Here is an 18,679-nt window from a genome sequence, read left to right on the forward strand (position 1 = left end):
AATTCAATGAGCACAGGGCTTCTTTGTTCGATTATGTATCGATTTGTTATTTACTTCTTATTAACTTAGACGCTTTATCCCTACGAAAAGTTTCACCACCACCATACGTATTAAAAGAAAAAGAACCTACGTAAACGTAGGTTCTTTTTCTTTTAAATTACGATAACTGTAAGATCTTAGCGAACAGTCACACCGTTAGTGTTAACGTTGAACGCATTATTTTTGTTACCAGCACCGTCTTTCAATCCAAAACCTGGCAAGCTAATTTCAGTAATTGCTTTGCTATAAGTTCCAGAGAACGTGATAACTAATTGACCAGCACCGTTGATTGCAGCAGTGTATTGAGAGTTAGCTACCAATTGACCATCACCATCTTTTACTGTCAAAGCAAGTGCAAGAGCCGTAGGATCTGCTAATACAGTAGTATCCAATGCTACAGCCTCATCAAACGTTACAGTAACAGTACCAGCATTAACGATTACATTTTGGTTAGCTGTTGGACCGATATTGTCAACAAGACCAACCGATGTGATTCCGGAAATCGGCAATCCAGTAGCCGTTTTCGTTCCAGCAATAGTTGTTTTTGCTTTTACATAAACATTTCTTGTTACAGTATCACTAACTTTGTATTGTCCATCAGCTTGCAGCGTTTCATAAACGTTCAGTACAAGATTGGAACCATCAACAGAAATTCCAGTAATTGTGAGTTGTTTATCTGCTGCCACATTCGGGCCAGCTGCAGCATAAACTTCAAAGTCTCCCGCATAAACAGTCGCTGGCATTGTACCAGTTACAGGGATTTTGATTTGGTTTTTACCGGATGCATTAGCAACAGTAAACACAGGAGCACTCTCAGTTTGAGCAGTTGCATTATAAAGCGCTGCTACCATCGTGTTGCCAGCTTTGTCCTTGATATTACGGATGCTGATCGCGTTTGCCGCCGTCAAGTTAAGAACTGTACGAGCTTGATTGTTATATGTCCATGCGTTTCCAGGAATAGTGATGATTACAGTTTGGCCATCTGGAAGCAATTCATAAGATGCAGTTGTAGGCAGGCCAACATATCCTACTCCATTTTCAAGGTATGCATAGTTATTCGAGTCAAGTGCAGTGGAAGGATCGACTGCTTCAGAGAATTTCACAGCGATTGTTCCATTTGTACCAGCTGCATAAGTTACAGAAGTGATCGAAGGTGCAATCTTATCTGGTACAGAAACTGTGAACGCATAAGTCAAGCTTTGATTTCTCAAAGAAGATTTATCTTCCACTTTGTCAACAGTAACGATGTATGGTCCATTTCCTGGAGAAAGATCAGTAATCAAACCGGAAAGTTTAATTTCTTTAGCGTTCGCACCTACCGCTTTAGTAACGGCAACATTAGCACCATCTTTATTTTTAACAGTGATAGTACCACCGGCAGCAGTAGATGTTCCAGGGTAGTTAGTTCCTGGTACGAACACGTCTTTATCAAATTTTACGATAATTTCTCCTTCTTTGGACGACTCAGCAGAAACTGCTACTGGACGTGCAGTATCAGGTGTAGCCGTTACTTGGAACTCGGCTTTAGAAGATACATTGCCAAAGAAGTCAGTTGCGTTCTCAACAAATACTTTTGTTTGAGTCAACGGCAGGTAAGCATGACCAAAGCTATTATCAAAAGTATAAGTTACTTTCGTTTTATCTGCGCTATCAACCTCAACACTGCTTGCAGTGTTTTTAGTCGAACCGTTCATCCAATATACGGAAGCAGATTTAATTTCTTTAGAGTACTTAATCGTTACTTTCTCAGGAGAAGCGCTAACCAGTTCAACAGTAGCAGCTACTTTATCTTCAGCCACAGTGAAAGCAACATCACTAGGAACGGAAGCAAATCCTGCATAATCTTTGATTTTGTTGCTAACAACCGATACTTTGTGTTCGCCAACAGAAAGCGCACTTGCAAGATCGATCGTTACAGTTCTGCCGGATACTTCCGGAGTTCCGGATCCAACAAGATATGCACCGTCTACTTTGTAGTTCGAGAAAATTTTCGTGTCAGCAACATCTTTAACTGGCTCGCTGAATGTAAGAACAATACGCTTATTACCTACAGCGCTAACGCTCTTCAGTTCTGGGAAAGCCAGATCTTTAAATGTAACGTCCTGTTCAAAAGCAGCCATTGCCACGCCGTCTTTGGATTTCACTCCAGAAACTGCAATCTTCTTAGACGTGTTTTGTTGGGATTCTGCTACAAAACCGTCGTATTTGAAGATACGAACAGTTTTGCCGTCTTCAAGTACAGTCAGTGTATCTTTGCTTCCCAGAGCTACCTTGTTAACCAAGAAGTTGTCTTTGTTCAGGGAGTCTGCGTCTACTGCACGGTTGAATGTTACGTCAACTTCTGCGAAGTTATCAGTTTTAGCCGATTCAGCTTGGAAAGCAGCAAGAGTTACTTTAACAGCATACTCTTGACCTTTGTGAGTTACTTTAATTTCAGTTTCTTTGCCAACTTCAAGAGCAGTTGTCAGAGCAACTTTTTCAACTTCTTTGTCCGAGAATGTTACGTTAACATTTTTAGCGTCAACGATTTCATAGGATTCAACTTTAACTTTAGCCGCTTCAATTGCTTGGTAAGCGATGTAAGAAGCGTCTACAAGCAGTCCGCGAAGCGCGTTGCCTTTGAAGTTAGCATCTGCAGGGATAAGGCCAGCTTTAACTGCTGCTGCTACGTATCCTTTAGCCCATGGGGAAGCACTGTTGTCAGCGTCCGTAGGAACTTCAAGTTTCAGAGCGATAGTAAGAACTTTAGCCAGTTCTTCAACCGTTACTTTTCCGTTAGGATCGAAAAGGTCTTTACCTTTACCTTCCATCAAACCGGCTTTAGTAACTGCTTCGATGAAAGGAACGAACCATACGCCTTCTTTGTAGTTCTTGTCTTTGTAAGTAAGTACACCTGTGATTTCTTCCAGGCCATAGAGTTTCGTGATAACTTTCGCGAACTCTGCACGAGTCATTTCTTTGTCAAGGGCAGCGGAACCGTCTGGGTTACCGTTAAATACGCCTTTTTCTTTAAGGAAGTCATATTTGCCTTGCGTGTCCAGTTTCGCTTCGTCAGCAAATGCTACGGATGCGAACATGGAGAACGCCATTGCCGTGGATAGTGCTACGGATAAAATTTTCTTCATAACCTTTTTGTCTCCTCCTCGAATATCTTTCGATAAATGAATGGGTTTTAAATTTGAGCTCGTTTCCCTCATAGCCGATTCACCCCCTTTCCAGAGTTTGAGCGTTGTTAACTATTAAAGGTCTGCGTCGCCGCAGAAACTAGTAAACAAAAAAACGAGATTCTGAGTCCACCCTATCCATTATACAATGGCTTCCATTAGGCGTAAAGTGCTATTTTTGCGCACCTCAGTTTTCTTCGTTTCATAACCACATCATATTAAACGCAATGTTTCGGGAAAAGTTGCGGATGTATTTAATTTTTTTTCCGATTCGTTTAGTTATGTATGTGTTGCTTACGTAAGATAGTATACATCGGTCTATCATTTCCGTCATTACGAAACATTTGCCAATAAATCTGCATGAAAAAAAGACGCCTCGGTGGGCGTCTTATGTTACTCCATAAGGATTAGCGAATACGCATCGCAAGATCGAGTACAGTCTGGCGCGCTTGAGGGTTCGAAGGGATCTGCTCAAACAAATTGTCGAAGTGTTGACGGTTTTCCTTATAGATCTTCTCGTGCTTGATCGTCGAATGTGACCACTTGATCAATTCATTCTCTGCGTCAAGCAGATCGGAGTACGCAGCATGGAAACCCGTTTCAACAACAAGCTTCTCCATCTCGGCTTGGGTTACATCGTTACGCAGCATGCGAGCTTTCTCAACTTCTATCTCCATGATGCGGCTGCACCGCTCGAAGGTTTGCTTGGCGTTCTGATAGTCGGTTTGCGCCTTGGAAAGTATTTTTTTCATAGCGTTCTCCTTTAGTGTAGTGAGGTTGTATAAACCTTATTGTATCGTAAAAGGGGCAATAAATACAAACAGGCTGCCGAAATATGCAGCAGCCTGTCGAAATACGTTAGATTTTCTTCAGTTTCTTCATGATCCTCTCGGCGACAACCGCCGCGTCAGCACGCGTCAGTCCGGACTTCGGATCGAAGCGGAAGGTGGCTTTCGCTTTCGTCGCGCCACTTTGTATCGTATTCTGTATACCTGTAATATAGCCGGCTTTTGATACGGCGAGTACAGCACCTACCGCATAGTAGTCGATGATGTTGGCATCCGTGAACGTCTTTTGCAGCTTGGCCAAATCTTTCTCCGGTGTACCCTGCTTCAAGTTCAAGGCACGCGCAATCATCGTCGTTGCTTCTTCACGAGTTAAAGTGCCGTTCGGCGAGAATACACGCGGAGCTATACCGCGAATAATGCCCTTGCGCACTGCTGTCTCGACGTAGCGGAAATCCCAGAACGTATTGTCCGTGCCAAAGTCTCGCACATCGTCAAACGTCGGATTCTCTGCATCATACTCTAGCGGGATATCCAGAATCTTAACGAGCATGGTTGCGAATTCACCGCGCGTGACGGTGTCGTAAACGCCGAATTCGTTGTTATCCTTCGGTTTCATGATATTCTTGGACATCATGAGCTCAAGAGAGTTACGTGCATAACGATGGCCGATGACGTCATCGAACGAATATCTTACATTCAATACAGCATAGTAACCAAATCCATCGAATGGCGCCGTTACTGTCTTTTTCTTGGCATCAATCGTACCGCCAAGGTTAACCCAGCGCTTATCGTTGTCGACCCAACGCCAAATGCTCAGCCTGTTGCTCGCCGCATTGAGGATTGTCGGATCATATTTCATCGTAATCGTGCCGCGTTGTGTCGGCTCCAGCCATTTGTTGAGCGAGCGCTCGTAGAACTTCGTTTCAGGCTCGTTCGATGCTTTGTATGGAAGCTGGCCGGAAACTAGCTCTTTGTCATTGCCCGCGCTGTCCCGTTTCATATAACCCGCATCAATCCAGTATAGGTCGGAAGCATAACCGAATCGGCTTGGCAAGGTTAATATTTGAATGGCCGACTCGTCGGCATTAATCATTTTCAACTCCCCGTCCAGCGCTCTACCACTTGTGTCTTCCTCGCCTACAGCATTGTAGCGTTTGAGCGTACGTCCATCTTTACGATCGGCTATACCAAACAGAATATTCTGTTTGTCATACAGATCAATCGAAGGAGATACTTGTCCAGGGGTCGGATTCGCTTCTCGCAGCACGGTGCCTTTCGGCAATGCGATCGTTACATCGCCTTTGAAGGCTGTCAGCTTGCCTGAAGCAGGCAGCTGCGTCATATATTGAGCGCCTTGGACTTTCTCCGCGGAGTAGTTCACGACGAAGGACCCGTTAATCTTCGACTTTCCTTGGACAACCGTAAATTTGATCGTATTATTGCCAGCTTTGGTCAGCGGAACGTTGGTGCGGAATATGTCCCGTTTCGCATCCTTCTTCATTTCTGCCTTGCCGATCAGAATCTGATCTGCACCTTCTGCTTCAATACTGACGTTCAAGAAGTTCTGGGTGACCACATTCTCTTGCGGCAGTTTCGGCGAAAGAATCAAGAACGGCGGCAGCTCGCGAACGATCTCCAGCGTCTGCGTCACCGTGGATGTTCCTTTGTGCCCGATAATCATAATATTTCTCGAACCTGACTTCGGCAATATCATCGGATCATCCTTAGGGTCCGATACTCCGAATTGCTTCATGATACGGATTTTGTAATCGAAAACCGGGTCTCCGTTATCATCCTTCATTTCTACGCCATTTTCCATAGCTGGTTCTTTGCTGATGCGGGCTACTTTTGTAGCTTCAGGCGTACCCTCCTCTGGCATCGCATCAATGCTGCCCGTGTAGAGGGTGGTTCCACTAACGGAAATTTCAAGATTTTCGATATTCCTTACGATCGCAATCACATCAAGGTTTTTTTCGTATGTGGTAAATTTCATCTGTCCTGCTGGCTTGAACAAACCACCGGTATCGTTAACGCGTCGGTTGATCTCGTCATACGGAACAGGGAACATGGAAACAACTTGAGGCGTAAACTTGGAAAAAAGGTAGAACGTCAAAGTTGTTGACACCGGAACGCCACCGGCAACCCCGCTAATCGTGATCGTATTCGATCCCGGCTTCATTGGATATGCATCATGGTCGATGACGAGCTCATTGATCCCGTTGACTGCACTGATCGGGATATCCGCTCCATTATACATAACCTTCAACGGATTCGAAGCTAAATCATCATCCGTAAAGTTCACCAGATTGAATTCAAGCTTCTCCAGCTCCAACGAATTGCTGAAAACTGTGTTATTCTGAACGTTCGTAATGTCGATATAGGATGAAGCGACGTATGTGACGGGAATCTCTTCGGTTTCGTTAAAGCTTGTCGAAAAAGTCCAGTGCATCAAGCCGACCGGCATCGCTTTAACCAAGATTACTTTTTTATTGGCCGCATTTTCTATCGAATAGGTCGTCGTATCGATATCGAATGCGGGATCGCCAATAGGGTTACCGGACACTTCGGCAGTCAAGTTAACCATTTCATTATCCGTGCTCGTCGTTACAATCAGGAATTGCCGCGGATTCAAGAATGTGCTTCCGGCAACAAGCGGCGTACTGGAGTCGTATTTAATCGTATTATCTGAATTGATGATCACATTATTGGCGACCTGGATATCTGTAATAAAAGAACCACCTGCCGATTTGTTCTTGAACGTGATCTTCTTGTTGATCTTCTGAGAGCCATATTCACCGCCTGTGATTTCTAGTGTATATAAGCCGTCATACGAAATGTCCAAAGCCACACTATCGAACGAAAAGGTGATAAATCTCGTATCTTTCGTCATTTTAACGGATGGATCGTTCGCAGGCACCGTAACTTCTTGCGTCAGGTCAGGATAAGCCGGATCCGTAGGATCCGTCGGTTCCGAAGGATCTAACGGGCGCGTTAACTTGAATTTAATATCCGCGAAATTTTCAGGCTTGCCTGGCTCATATTTGTATACAACCGATGCACTAAACGGCGATTCCGGGTTGCCTACGAGGGCATCGTTTTCAAGCTTCTGATTATCATTGGAAATAATATTGTACGGCATCGGAGATCCCGTATAGTATACAACGTTACGCGTTAGCGTTTGCTTCATGTTGCCGTTCGTGGCTACGAAGGTCAAGCTGTTCACGCCGGCCTTTAGCGGCAGCTCCGAAGCGACAAACGTTTTGCCGTCGCCGGAAAACATTTTTTTGCCCATGACCGTAACTTCCGTTACGTTCTCCGCCTTCAGAATGACGGATTTGGAATCCACAACCGTTGGTTTGGTCAGGTTGTCGCTTAAGACTCGGCCATCCGCCGATTTAACGTCATATACGATCGGAGCGCTGGAATAGCGGACATAACCACTAGGCGACTGGACCGTATTGCCTAATTTGTTCGACCCGAAGATTGTGATCCGATTTAGACCCGGTTCGAGCTTCACATTGGTAAAGCGGAATATTTTGTCGCCTTCAATGATTGGCTTGACATCTACGCCTTTGCGTGTTTTTAACACTTCTTCTACATAGTCGGATTCGTCGCCGGCGTTTCCGACCTTCTTCAGATTGATACTATCAATCTGATACGAAATGCTCTCTGCATTGACGCCGTTAAACTCACCGACGATATCCATCGTGCCGCTTGTCACCTGATACGGGGCAAGCTTGCTTTCCGAGATGTTAGCGAATGTAAAATATCGGATGGTTGAATCCGCTGCGGACGCAATGCCTGCCGGCAGAACGGATAAGAACAGCGCTACGATCATGATCCAATTTATCGTTTTGCTCCATTTGCGAATCACTAGATTTCCTCCTTTAATTCCATCATGGTTCGAATTTCACAGGGTTCGATGTCGAATTCGTCGGCTTGCCTCCTTTGCGTTCCATTCGAGCACCGCTTGCTGGACAGTATATAACCTTTTTATCGGCTTGTCCGACAAATTTTTTAACCCGAAACGAGATGTAAAAAAATGATAGCATGCAGAATAGCCCCACAAAGTGAGGCTTAGCTTCGCTGCTGATTCAGATATTTACGGGGACCCAAAACAAAAAGCCCCTCCCAGTAGGCTCAGACCTACCGAGAAGGGCTTCAATATCACGTATGGGTTGGGGTTAACAATACGTACAATCCGAATATAACCGATTACTTCGAGCGCGAGTTCGTTTGCGGCTTCACGAGCAAGCGGGCAAGCAGGTTCAGCACAGGGCGTCGCGACTTGTCGACGATGCCGATGACTTCCGCGCCGATCTGCAGGATGAATACCAGGACGCAGATGGCTACGAAAATCACCCAGTTGGCGCTGGTCGCCGTATACAGGATCGACAGCGTTACGGCGCTGGCACCGAAGAATACTGCGATGCCGTAGATCACAAGCACGGTTGCGCGATGGCTGAAACCGAGCTCACGCAGGCAGTGGTGCAGGTGGCCTTTGTCCGCGGCGAAAATCGGGCGTTTGTTGACCCAGCGGCGGACAATCGCGAAGAACGTGTCCGACAGCGGTACGCCGATCACAAGCAGCGGCGCAACGAACGATACGAGCGCGATCTGCTTGAAGCCAAGGAGCGACAGCATGGACAAGCTGAAGCCCAAGAACAAGGCGCCGGAGTCGCCCATGAAGATTTTCGCTGGATGGAAATTGAAAAATAAAAATCCGACGATGCCGCCAAGCAGCAGCGCGCTGAGCAAGATGACCGCTTCGTTGCTCATCAGGATCGCCATGGCCAGGATCGATGCGATCGCGATCCCGGAAACGCCGGCAGCGAGGCCGTCCAAGCCGTCGATCAGGTTGATCGCGTTCGTGACGCCAACGATCCAGAAGATCGTGATCGGGATGCTGATCCAGTTCTCGATCGGTTGAACCGCGTCGCCGAACGGGATGTTGACAAGGTCGATCTTCACGCCGAAGCCGAATACGACTACGCAAGCTGCGGCTAACTGGCCGAGAAGCTTCACTTTCGCCGAAAGCTCGAAGCGGTCGTCGAACGCGCCAACGATGACGATCATTGTGCCGCCGACGAGCAAGGCTTTGACCAGGTTCATATCCGATGCGCTAATAAAACCTTCCGGAAAAAACGGTGCGACGATAAAATACGCCACGACAAATGCAATATAGATGGCTAAACCGCCGAGACGCGGCATGACGGTCGAATGCACCTTGCGGTGGTTCGGCACGTCGATGGCGCCAACGGCATGAGCGAATTTCTTCACAAGCGGTGTCATGCAGATTGCGATGATCAGTGCGGCGATTGCTCCGATTGCGTACAAGTAACCTGTTGCCATTCGTTATCCCCAACTCCCCTTTTTGCGTAACCGAAGCACATTATACTCCGATTGTACGGCAAACACCAATCCCGTTTTCACGCGTTTTTCAGCAAAATTGGCCTATTTTCACTATGATTTTCAAAGTTTTGTAACATTATCTCTGTCGCGAATCACTTTCACGACGAATTGCGGCAGCGCAAGCATGCGGAAGAAGCGTTTCGGCTCCTTAAGCAGACGGTAAAGCCATTCCAGACGAAGTTTCTGGAAAATGATCGGCGCGCGCTTCAGCTTGCCCGCGATAATGTCCAGCGTACCGCCGATGCCCATCATAAGAGGCACCCCCAGCTCGTTGCGGTACTTCCCGATCCAAGGCTCCTGCGTGTCCGCGCCGCGGGCGACGAACAGCATATCGGGCGCAGCCTTACGAATCTCGGCGATGACTTCGGCGTCCTGATCGGCTTTGAAATAGCCGTCGCGGTAGCCGACGATATCAATGCCCGGATATTGCGCTTGCAAACGGCGAGCCGCTTCCGCAACGGTGTCCGGCGCGGTGCCGAGCAAATAAACTTTCCAGCGGTAGGACTCACCGACACGCATCAGATTGTGCATCAAATCGAAGCCGGTGACGCGCTCGGCGACCGGTTGGCCTACGTATTTCGCGGCCCAAACGACACCGGTGCCGTCCGGCACGACCAGATCCGCTTGCTTCATGACGCGCATAACCGACGGATCATCCAGCGCCGCCATGATCATAATCGGGTTCGCCGTGATGACCTGATGTGGTTTGCCGCTCAATATGGCAGCGGTTAAGTGCTCGACGGTATCCTGCATGCTCATTTTCGAAAAGTGAATGCCGTAAATCGGAACGGTCGGCACAAGCAGCGTCACATCTGGAGACGACGCAACCGATGCACCGGCCTTTGCGGCCTTATCAGATACTTCATGTATGGATTGACTTGTCAAGATGTCTCACCCTTTTAAGACGCATATAACGGACGATTTGTTTCGCCGGTTGCTGCGAGTCGTTTTTTAGCTTGTCGATCAGCGGCGCTTTGTCCTGCCGCCATTCGTCGCTGCGGCTCAGCAAATCGGCCGCTTCGGCGGCGAACTGCGACGCGTCCAGCTGCTCCGTCGTGCCGCTCGCGCGCATGTCGAGCCGATGGAGAAACTGATCGATCTTCGGATCGTAGGACACTCCCATGAGGGGGACACGCTGCGAAGCAGCATAGATGAGCGAATGGAGCCGCATGCCGATGAGCAGGTCGCAGACGCTCACTTCGGCGAGCATTTGCTGCGGGTCGGCGTGCGCTTCGCTCACGCTGACATCGCTTGCGTCTCCGAGGCGCGCGATGATGTAGCGCGACGCCTCGGCGTCGTCCGGCATGTGGAACGGCAGGAAGCGCAGATGCGCCTGCCGTTCCGCGCGGAGCCGCTCGAGCGCGGCCGCGAGGCGGTCGAGGTCGGCGCGGTCGGTGCGCCAGAACCGCGCCGACACGCCGACGACGGGGCGCCCCGCGGCCCGCGCCGCGGCTAGCGCGTCTGCGCCGCCAGCGCTTGCTGCCGGCAGCGGCAGCCCCATGACCGGATCGGGCACGACCTCGATCCGGTCCCGGGCTACGCCGATGGCGGCGAGCAGCGCCGCGGACTCGGCGTCGCGCACCGAAACATATTCGCAGCGCCGGAACGCGCTGCGAATGAGCGGGTAGAACAGCCGGCGATGCACCGGCCCTACCCCTTGCGAATAAATAAACGTCGGCTTGCCGAGCCACTGCGCCAGCTTGATGATCCCGGTGTAATACGGGATCGACTTCAACCCTGTCGCATCCTGCAACAGGCTGCCTCCGCCGCTGATCAAGCCGTCGCTCGCGCGAAGTGCGCGCATGACCTCGCCCAGCTTCATGCGGTGCACAGCCTCGACGCCGTACAACCGCGAGGTCAGTGCCGGATCGATCGACAGCACGACCGGCACGATCGTCAAGCCTTCCGCTTCGCCCACTTCGCGAAGTGCGGTCAAAATCGACTTCAACACGGCTTCGTCGCCGCTGTTGTTAAATCCGTAATACCCGGAAATGACTATCCTCTTAGACGTGGCGCCCATCGCTTCCAACACCTTTCAGCAATTTCCCAGATGGCGATCCATACAAGCCCGATGATGAAGCCGAGCACGATGCCCAGCACAACGCGGATGAGCGAGATATGAAGCGGCGTATGGATATGCGCGAACGTGTCGACGACGGACAGCATGCCGAGCGCGCCGATAATATACATATAAATCGCAGCGCGATATTTAATGGACAAATAAATGCCGAGCACGAACAGCGGATGCGCGATCATGAATTCCTTGAAGCGCGGACGAACGCCGAACGTATCCTCCAGCACGACGCGAATGATTTTTTCATACGCCGAGGCCTGGCCTTCATTGCCCGTTCTCGATAAATAATATAAGCCCGCAGCGCCGATTATGCCTGCTGCGATCACCCACAGCACCGTAATGTTCATGTTAAGCAGCTTGCGCACCTTGGTCCACAGCGGTTCGCCCGTAAACAGCACTACATATAGCGCCACCAGCCCGATCGGAGCGACATGAAGCAGGCTTACACCGCGGAACTGCTCGAGCACGAGGCTATACGTTATGTTGTTCAATAATCCGACAACGTAACCAGCTCCGATGAGCGCAACCAGGAACGAGCCCAAATACAAGCCAAGCGAAAGTCTTAAGCGCGACAGTACGCTCATTTCCGTGGTCGGTTCGGCTTTTTTGCCGGGTGTGCTTGCCCCGGCATTCGAACCGGCAGCTCCGCCGGCAGCCGTACCCGAAACTGGTGCGGACGATACCCATACCGCCCCGCCCGATAACGTATATGGCGATTCCCCGGACGTTGAAGCTCCGCCGTGCTCCGCACCCGCGATGACCGGCTTATACCTGCCGCGCACGCTGCGAATCGCAAGCAGAACCGCCAGCGTTGCCGCCGCGATGCCGGCGAGAAGGGCCATGCCTTGCTCCAGCAATGTTTTGGACATTACATAGAGACCGCCTGTCCCAATCAAGCCAAGCACAAAAACCGGCAGCTGCAGCAGAGGGAAGAAGCTTCCCGCACACAGCGCGATCAGAGCCACGGCTCCGAGCAGAACAATCATTTTGGCATAAGGCTGCCAGCTGGAATGTACATAATTGAAAGGCTCCGCAGGACCGATCGGAAATCCTTCGTTCACGAGACGTTGGAGCGCGCCGGTCTGATCCGGCGTTCCTTGCATCGTTTTGATCAGGTTATCGATCGAATCCTTGATCACGCCTTTGTTCGGATCCTTCGTTGCAGACACATGAATAAAAAACATTCGAATATTGCGGTCTTTGGCCGCGAGCGCAAATCGGTCGATCAATGTTTGAGGCGACAGCATCGTGTCTTTGCTCGGCAGCGAATACACTCTTGCTATATTATAGTCGATCAAGTAGGCCAACCGGTTCAAACCGGCCTGCGGCTTGCTCGTTTCGATCGTCGTTATGCCGATGTCGTACTTCTTCAGCAGCTTGGCGAAGGAATCGATATCCTTCTTCGATTGCACCAAATCCTCCGGGTCATATCCAGTCACGGCATCGCCGTCAAAAATAATCCGCTTGACGCCAAGCTCCGACAGGCTCTCCAGCAGCTTGTCCGTTTTTTGCTCGTTATACGGACTTATCCGGTTCGACAGTCGCGCTACGATCTGAAAGCCCTGCTGGCGCAGCTCGCTGAGCGTGATCGGGTCCGGATCCATTGCCCGTATTCTCGCAACCTCCGGAGGCAATTCAATAATTAAGCCGGGATGATCCTGCAGCGTCCAGGCTGACGTCGTCACACCTGTGCGGGCGAACGCATTCTCAATCATCGGCGAGAGCTGCTGCGCCGTACTCGCATCCGAGAAGAGCACGTACGTATAATTGTTGCCCAGATCTCTTACGGTGCTGGACAGCAGTGCGGCTTCCTTGGAAGTCAGAACTTCAAGTCTCTTGCTGCCTTGCAGCTCGTCGAGCGTGCTTTCGTACACCGCGGCCGTCGTTAATCCCGCATCCTTCAGGCGCGCCAATTGCTCGCGAATATATTCGCGCGGCTTCGTCTGCAGCGCTGCCACGTCTTTCAAGTCGCGGTAATCGAATACAAATTCCACCTGTTTGGTCGAATTTTCGGTTTGAATCCGTTCGTACGCGATCGGCATCGCAGCGATCAGACCAACAATGACGAGCAGCCATAGCAGTTTGCGCGCCGGTTTATTCAAGTTTCGTAATACGTTCAGCATGATGTCCTCCTTCAATTGCTCTATGCCGCTTGTTCGGCTCTTAACAAAAATCGCTGGAGATCCATACTCCAGCGATCTTTTTAAATTCTAACATCCCAATTGTCCACTCGACAAATCTTAATCCCGGTACGCACTCCCTAATGGGTAGTAACTGCCCCTAAGCGTCAACCTTCGCCATAACGGCTCGAACCAGATCCGCAATCGCTTGTTCCGAAGCGCTCAAAGACTCTTTGCACACGGCAAAATAGATTTTGATCTTCGGCTCCGTACCGGAAGGACGGAGGCAGAACCAAGAACCGTCCGCCAGACGGTATTTCAGGACGTTTTCTTGCGGCAAGCCATCCAGGCCCTTGGAATAATCGAGAATTTGGTCGACCGGAATGCCGTTAATTTCGGACGGCGCTTCTTCTCTCCAGCGATTCATGATCGACTGGATTTGGGCGATGCCGTCTTTCCCTTTGAGCGTCCGTGATTCCAGTTTTTCCAAGTAGTAGCCGAACGATGCGTATAACTCCTGCAATACGTCGTACAGCGTTTTACCTTGGGATTTAAAATAAGCGGCCGCTTCGCAAATCAGCATGGAAGCGATGACGGCGTCCTTATCCCGGGCATAATTGCCGGCCAGATAGCCGTAGCTTTCCTCGTAGCCGAACAAAAATGTATGCTCGCCCGTTTGCTCGAACTGCGTCATTTTTTCCCCGATATATTTGAAGCCCGTCAGCGTATTGAGTACGTCCGCGCCGTAATGTCTGGCAACGGCGGCGCCCATTTCGCTCGTAACGATCGTTTTGATGACGACGCCGTTGTTCGGCAGCTCGCCGCGTTCCTTCATGCTGCCCAGCAAATAATGAATCATGAGTGCCCCGGATTGGTTGCCGCTCAGCACGAAATATTCGCCTTTGCTGTCCTTCACGACAGCGCCCATCCGGTCGCAGTCCGGATCCGTGCCCACGACGATGTCCGCGCCGACTTCCTCGGCCAGCTTGATCGCGATGGCAAAAGCGTCCCGCTCCTCCGGATTCGGCGATTTCACCGACGAGAATCGGGAATCCGGCTTCTCTTGCTCCGGTACGACGTATACGTTCTGGAAGCCGATTTCCTTCAGCGCTTCGCGCACAGGAAGATTGCCCGCACCATGCAGCGGCGTGTACACGATTCGGAAGTCGTCCGCACCGAGTTCGCCGTTGCGCAGCGCAGCCGCGTTTCGGCTAACCGCAGTGACGGCGCTTATGTACCGGCGGTCCATATCGGCGCCCAGCCACACAAGCAGCCCCTTGGCTTCGGCTTCCTCACGGGAAAGCTTCTTCACAGCGGCAAGCGAGGTCACGCTTTGAATCTCGGCGATGACTTGCTCCGCCTCATGCGGCACAAGCTGGCAGCCGTCTGCTCCATATGCCTTGTAGCCGTTATATTCCGGCGGGTTATGGCTCGCCGTCACGACGATGCCGGCATTCGCCTTCAGGTCTCGAACGGCAAAGGACAGCTCCGGCGTCGGCCGTAGCGATTCGAACACATAAGTCCGAATGCCGTTGCCGGCCAGTACAAGCGCCGCTTCAAGCGAAAACTCCGGCGAATATTGCCGCGAATCGTAAGCGATCACGGCGGACAACTCCGATTTGCCTTGGCCCAGCAAAAACTGCGCCAAGCCTTGCGTCGCCCGTCCAACCGTGTACACGTTCATCCGGTTTGTCCCTGCGCCGATCACGCCGCGGAGACCTCCCGTTCCGAATTCCAGCTCCTTGAAGAAACGATCCTCGATCTCGGACGGTTGTCCGGCGATCGATTGCAGCTCCGCTTTTGTCGCCGAGTCGATGAGGTGATCCTCTAACCATGCTTGATAAACGTCTTGAGCAACCTTTTTCATCCCGAGAATCCCCGTTGCCAAGAAATTATAAAAGTCTATAAATCCTTGTTTGCTTCCCGCTTCAACGTGTCCGCTTTTGCCGGAGCTACTTGCGTTTGGTGTGACACTCCACAGGCGTAAATTCGGATACAACGAATCCTACATATTGGCATAAGCGTTTCGTGCTAGATTGCCAATTTGGATAGGTTGATCGCCGCGTTCATGTCGCGGTCGATCACATGTCCGCAATTGCATTCGTAGGTGCGATCAGAAAGCTTCAGATTTGGCTTGATCTGTCCACAGCATGAACACAATTTTGATGACGGGAACCATTTATCGGCTTGTATGAATGTAGCGCCGATCTTCTCGCATTTGTATTTCATCTGCCGGATGAACTCATACAGCTTCTGTCCGGCAATCGCTCTGCTCAAATGGCGGTTCTTCATCATCCCGCTCACATTCAAATCTTCCATCACAACGGTGCTCGGCTTGGTTTTCGCTATCGCACTCGTCGCTTGGTGAATGTGATTGGTGCGGATATTCGTCAGTCTCCTATGAAGCAAACGAATGGACTTCTCGACCTTTACAATGTTGCACGTCCTGACGAAACGGTTTCCCTCCTTGTTCATTTCGTATTTGCGGGATGCCTTGCGCTGCAACCTGCGCAAACGTTTCTCCGTCTTTCTTACGGCGGCAGACTTGTTGATGTTCTTGAATCTCATTCCATTGCTGCATACCGCTAGTTCTTTAAGACCAACATCGATCCCAATAACCTCGCCCGACGGTTTCGGCCTCTCTTGCTCTTGCCACACACCCACGGATACATACCAATACTTGCCGTCATACGATAATCGCGGATTGCTGTACTTAACCGACTCAGGGATCGGTTCACTCGTTTGCACCCAACCGATCTTTTCAAGATAAACAGTGGTTCCTTCTACCTTAAATCGGTCATAACGACTGTAAAATGCCGGTTTCGATCGTTTCCTGCTCTTAAAATTCGGCTTTCCAGATTGCCCTTTGAACATCTTCTTGTAGGCATCGCATGCATCAATGACGGATTGTTTCGTTGTTTGGGCAGATGTCTCGCTGAGCCACGCATATTCTTCCGTCTGCTTCAGCTTCGTCAGTTCTTTCCGCAGTTCACCGTCATGAATGAACTTGCCGCCTCTCCGGTAGTTTTCTTCCTGTCTAGCAAGCGTCCAATTGTAAACCCATCGGGCCGCGCCGGCTGAACGCCATAACGCTGGTTCCTGCTCAGGAGTCGGTTTGATTCTGACTTTATTCGCAAGAATCATCCTTCATCAACTCCTTGAGCATCTTTTTCGCAGCTATTCGCCCGCTCGCTTTCCCTTAATGTTTGATGTGTGACTCCAACCGTCTTCCAGAGTTCACCAATTACGAATTGTTTCATTACATCACCTCTATAACATTATAACATCAGTCATAGGGTTTAACATTATTTCCCAGAGTTCTGTTTTACTCTTCCCTGCTTCGTTAAGGTTTCATGCTTCCTTTAACACTTATTCAACTTGTTCGTTCCTTATGAAGGATCGGCGAGGGCAAACATCATTTCGCCTTCGGCAACGATTTTGTCGCCGACTTTGGCAACGCCTTGAAATTTGGCGATCGTTCCTTTGGCACGCGTGATCTCGACTTCCAGGCGAAGCGTATCGCCAGGCTTGACCTGTTCGCGGAAACGGAAGCCGTCGATGCCGGCGTAGAAGCCGATTTTACCGCGGTTCGCTTCCAGCTTCAACATGGCTACTGCGGCGACCTGGGCCAGCGCTTCGGCAATAAGAACACCCGGCATAACGGGATGTCCCGGGAAATGCCCCGCAAAATACGGTTCGTTTACGGTGACGTTTTTCAGTCCGACGGCGCGTTTGCCGTCCTCCACCTCGATGATCCGATCGATAAGCAGGAACGGATAACGGTGCGGAATAATTTCTTGAATTTGATTGATATCAAGCATCGTTTCAAGTCTCCTTTCAAATGGCACGTATAAAATCATGATTTTCGATCACAATACGAATATCCCTTCGTGAAACTGCAGTTCATGAAGGTTGAGATAAGAGAGCTTATTTCCGGCGAACGCTGGAGATAGGCTCTTTTTAACAACGAGTTAACCGCCCCTTGCCGTCGGCATCAGCCGTTGATCCGGGTGGAAGCCTCCTGGCTTTCTTGACCGCGGTTGAGCGACAAGAACTGAAAGACGTAGATGATCGACGTGGCAAAAGAAAACACGATGACCGCCCACAAATACGGCACGGCGTACGGGATTTCGAAATAGGCGAACAGGATGGCAAAATAATAGAGCACTGTCGTCAGCTTGCCCATCATATTCGCAGGAACCGTCTTCTTGCCGCGAAAATGAAAAAAGGCCGAGCCCGCAATCATGCCGGCATCGCGCACGAACATCGCAATCGCTGCGGCCCATGGAATATGACCCGAATACAATAAGGAAATGATGACAACGATCATCATCGTCTTATCCGCGAGCGGATCGAGCATGACGCCGACCTGCGTCACTTGCCCCCTCGTTCTTGCCAAATATCCGTCTAATATATCGGTAGCTCCTGCAAGTAAAATAATGAAAAATGCAGTTACGCGGAACTCATTGTAGTACAAGATGCCATAGATGGGGATTAGCGCAAAACGGCTAAGCGTCAGCAAATTTGGCAAATTCATTAGAGCTACCCCCCATTTTCAAATATTCCCCACTCATTATACAACTCTGCCGGGCATATGAAAAGCTTACACGAATACCGGCTTCCCTAAGCAGGACAATCCAAACAATATCTTTAAATCAGGCCACGCCGCACAACAAAAAACCGCCGGATCGGAACCTTCTTGCGCAAAGGTTGATTCGGCGGTCTTCAAAGTCGATAAACGCTGCATGTCAGTCTGCGAACACCAAGTCATATAAGTGCTTCCACGTGTCCCACTTCAACACTTCGTCTCCGCTTTGTTTGCCCAGTACCGTATATCCGGCATACAAGCCTGCAAAGAGAGCCAATATACAGATCACAGGGACGATGAGGATTCGGATCGTTTTGAGCGTAATTTTCGCCCATCGCGGCATAGGTTGACGCGTTTTGGCGGGTTGTTTCGTCATCATTCGTTCCATCCTTACTTTGTTTCTTACCCCTAGGGATAGCCGCAACTAAGAGGAGCCATTATGTTGTACGCGCTGCGCCCCAAAAAAGTTGCAAAAGCCTGTCGCCTAATGCTCG

General features: G+C 50.1%; 12 protein-coding genes. All 12 read right to left on the reverse strand.

Annotation, left to right across the window (positions count from 1 at the left end; all coding sequences use genetic code 11):
* Positions 1-176 precede the first annotated feature (176 nt).
* The 12 genes from AC0LWM_RS04420 to AC0LWM_RS04475 all read right to left on the reverse strand — a co-directional run bounded on the left by AC0LWM_RS04420 (position 177) and on the right by AC0LWM_RS04475 (position 18,564).
* Entirely contained in the window at positions 177-3,236 is a 3,060-nt protein-coding gene (locus AC0LWM_RS04420) for an Ig-like domain-containing protein (protein ID WP_474673692.1), read from the reverse strand.
* A gap of 374 nt (positions 3,237-3,610) precedes the next feature.
* Positions 3,611-3,955, reverse strand: a complete 345-nt coding sequence (locus AC0LWM_RS04425) for a hypothetical protein (RefSeq protein WP_474673693.1) — start codon at positions 3,953-3,955, stop codon at positions 3,611-3,613.
* Between the two features lie 106 nt (positions 3,956-4,061).
* Entirely contained in the window at positions 4,062-7,865 is a 3,804-nt protein-coding gene (locus AC0LWM_RS04430; protein WP_474673694.1) for an S-layer homology domain-containing protein, read from the reverse strand.
* A gap of 341 nt (positions 7,866-8,206) precedes the next feature.
* Positions 8,207-9,343, reverse strand: a complete 1,137-nt coding sequence (locus AC0LWM_RS04435) for an MraY family glycosyltransferase (RefSeq protein WP_474673695.1) — start codon at positions 9,341-9,343, stop codon at positions 8,207-8,209.
* A gap of 120 nt (positions 9,344-9,463) precedes the next feature.
* Positions 9,464-10,162, reverse strand: coding sequence for a WecB/TagA/CpsF family glycosyltransferase (locus tag AC0LWM_RS04440; protein WP_474673878.1), 699 nt, complete (start codon positions 10,160-10,162; stop codon positions 9,464-9,466).
* Between the two features lie 103 nt (positions 10,163-10,265).
* A complete protein-coding gene (gene csaB, locus AC0LWM_RS04445; protein ID WP_474673879.1) occupies positions 10,266-11,423 on the reverse strand; it encodes a polysaccharide pyruvyl transferase CsaB in 1,158 nt (385 codons plus the stop codon).
* Positions 11,399-13,600 carry a DUF5693 family protein gene (locus tag AC0LWM_RS04450; protein WP_474673696.1) on the reverse strand — a complete coding sequence of 734 codons (2,202 nt, stop codon included), beginning with the start codon at positions 13,598-13,600 and terminating at the stop codon, positions 11,399-11,401. Before AC0LWM_RS04450 ends, csaB begins: the two co-directional genes overlap by 25 nt.
* Before the next feature lie 157 nt (positions 13,601-13,757).
* The gene (locus AC0LWM_RS04455) at positions 13,758-15,473 is read right to left on the reverse strand and encodes a phospho-sugar mutase (RefSeq protein WP_474673880.1); all 1,716 of its coding nucleotides are present in this window, start codon (positions 15,471-15,473) and stop codon (positions 13,758-13,760) included.
* Positions 15,474-15,628: 155 nt separating this feature from the next.
* Entirely contained in the window at positions 15,629-16,741 is a 1,113-nt protein-coding gene (locus tag AC0LWM_RS04460) for an RNA-guided endonuclease InsQ/TnpB family protein (protein WP_474673697.1), read from the reverse strand.
* 245 nt (positions 16,742-16,986) lie between these two features.
* A complete protein-coding gene (gene fabZ / locus AC0LWM_RS04465; protein WP_474673698.1) occupies positions 16,987-17,418 on the reverse strand; it encodes a 3-hydroxyacyl-ACP dehydratase FabZ in 432 nt (143 codons plus the stop codon).
* A gap of 173 nt (positions 17,419-17,591) precedes the next feature.
* Positions 17,592-18,134 carry a CDP-alcohol phosphatidyltransferase family protein gene (locus tag AC0LWM_RS04470; RefSeq protein ID WP_474673699.1) on the reverse strand — a complete coding sequence of 181 codons (543 nt, stop codon included), beginning with the start codon at positions 18,132-18,134 and terminating at the stop codon, positions 17,592-17,594.
* 211 nt (positions 18,135-18,345) lie between these two features.
* The gene (locus AC0LWM_RS04475) at positions 18,346-18,564 is read right to left on the reverse strand and encodes a DNA-directed RNA polymerase subunit beta (protein ID WP_474673700.1); all 219 of its coding nucleotides are present in this window, start codon (positions 18,562-18,564) and stop codon (positions 18,346-18,348) included.
* Positions 18,565-18,679: the final 115 nt, after the last annotated feature.

This window comes from Paenibacillus sp. sgz302148, assembly GCF_056120465.1.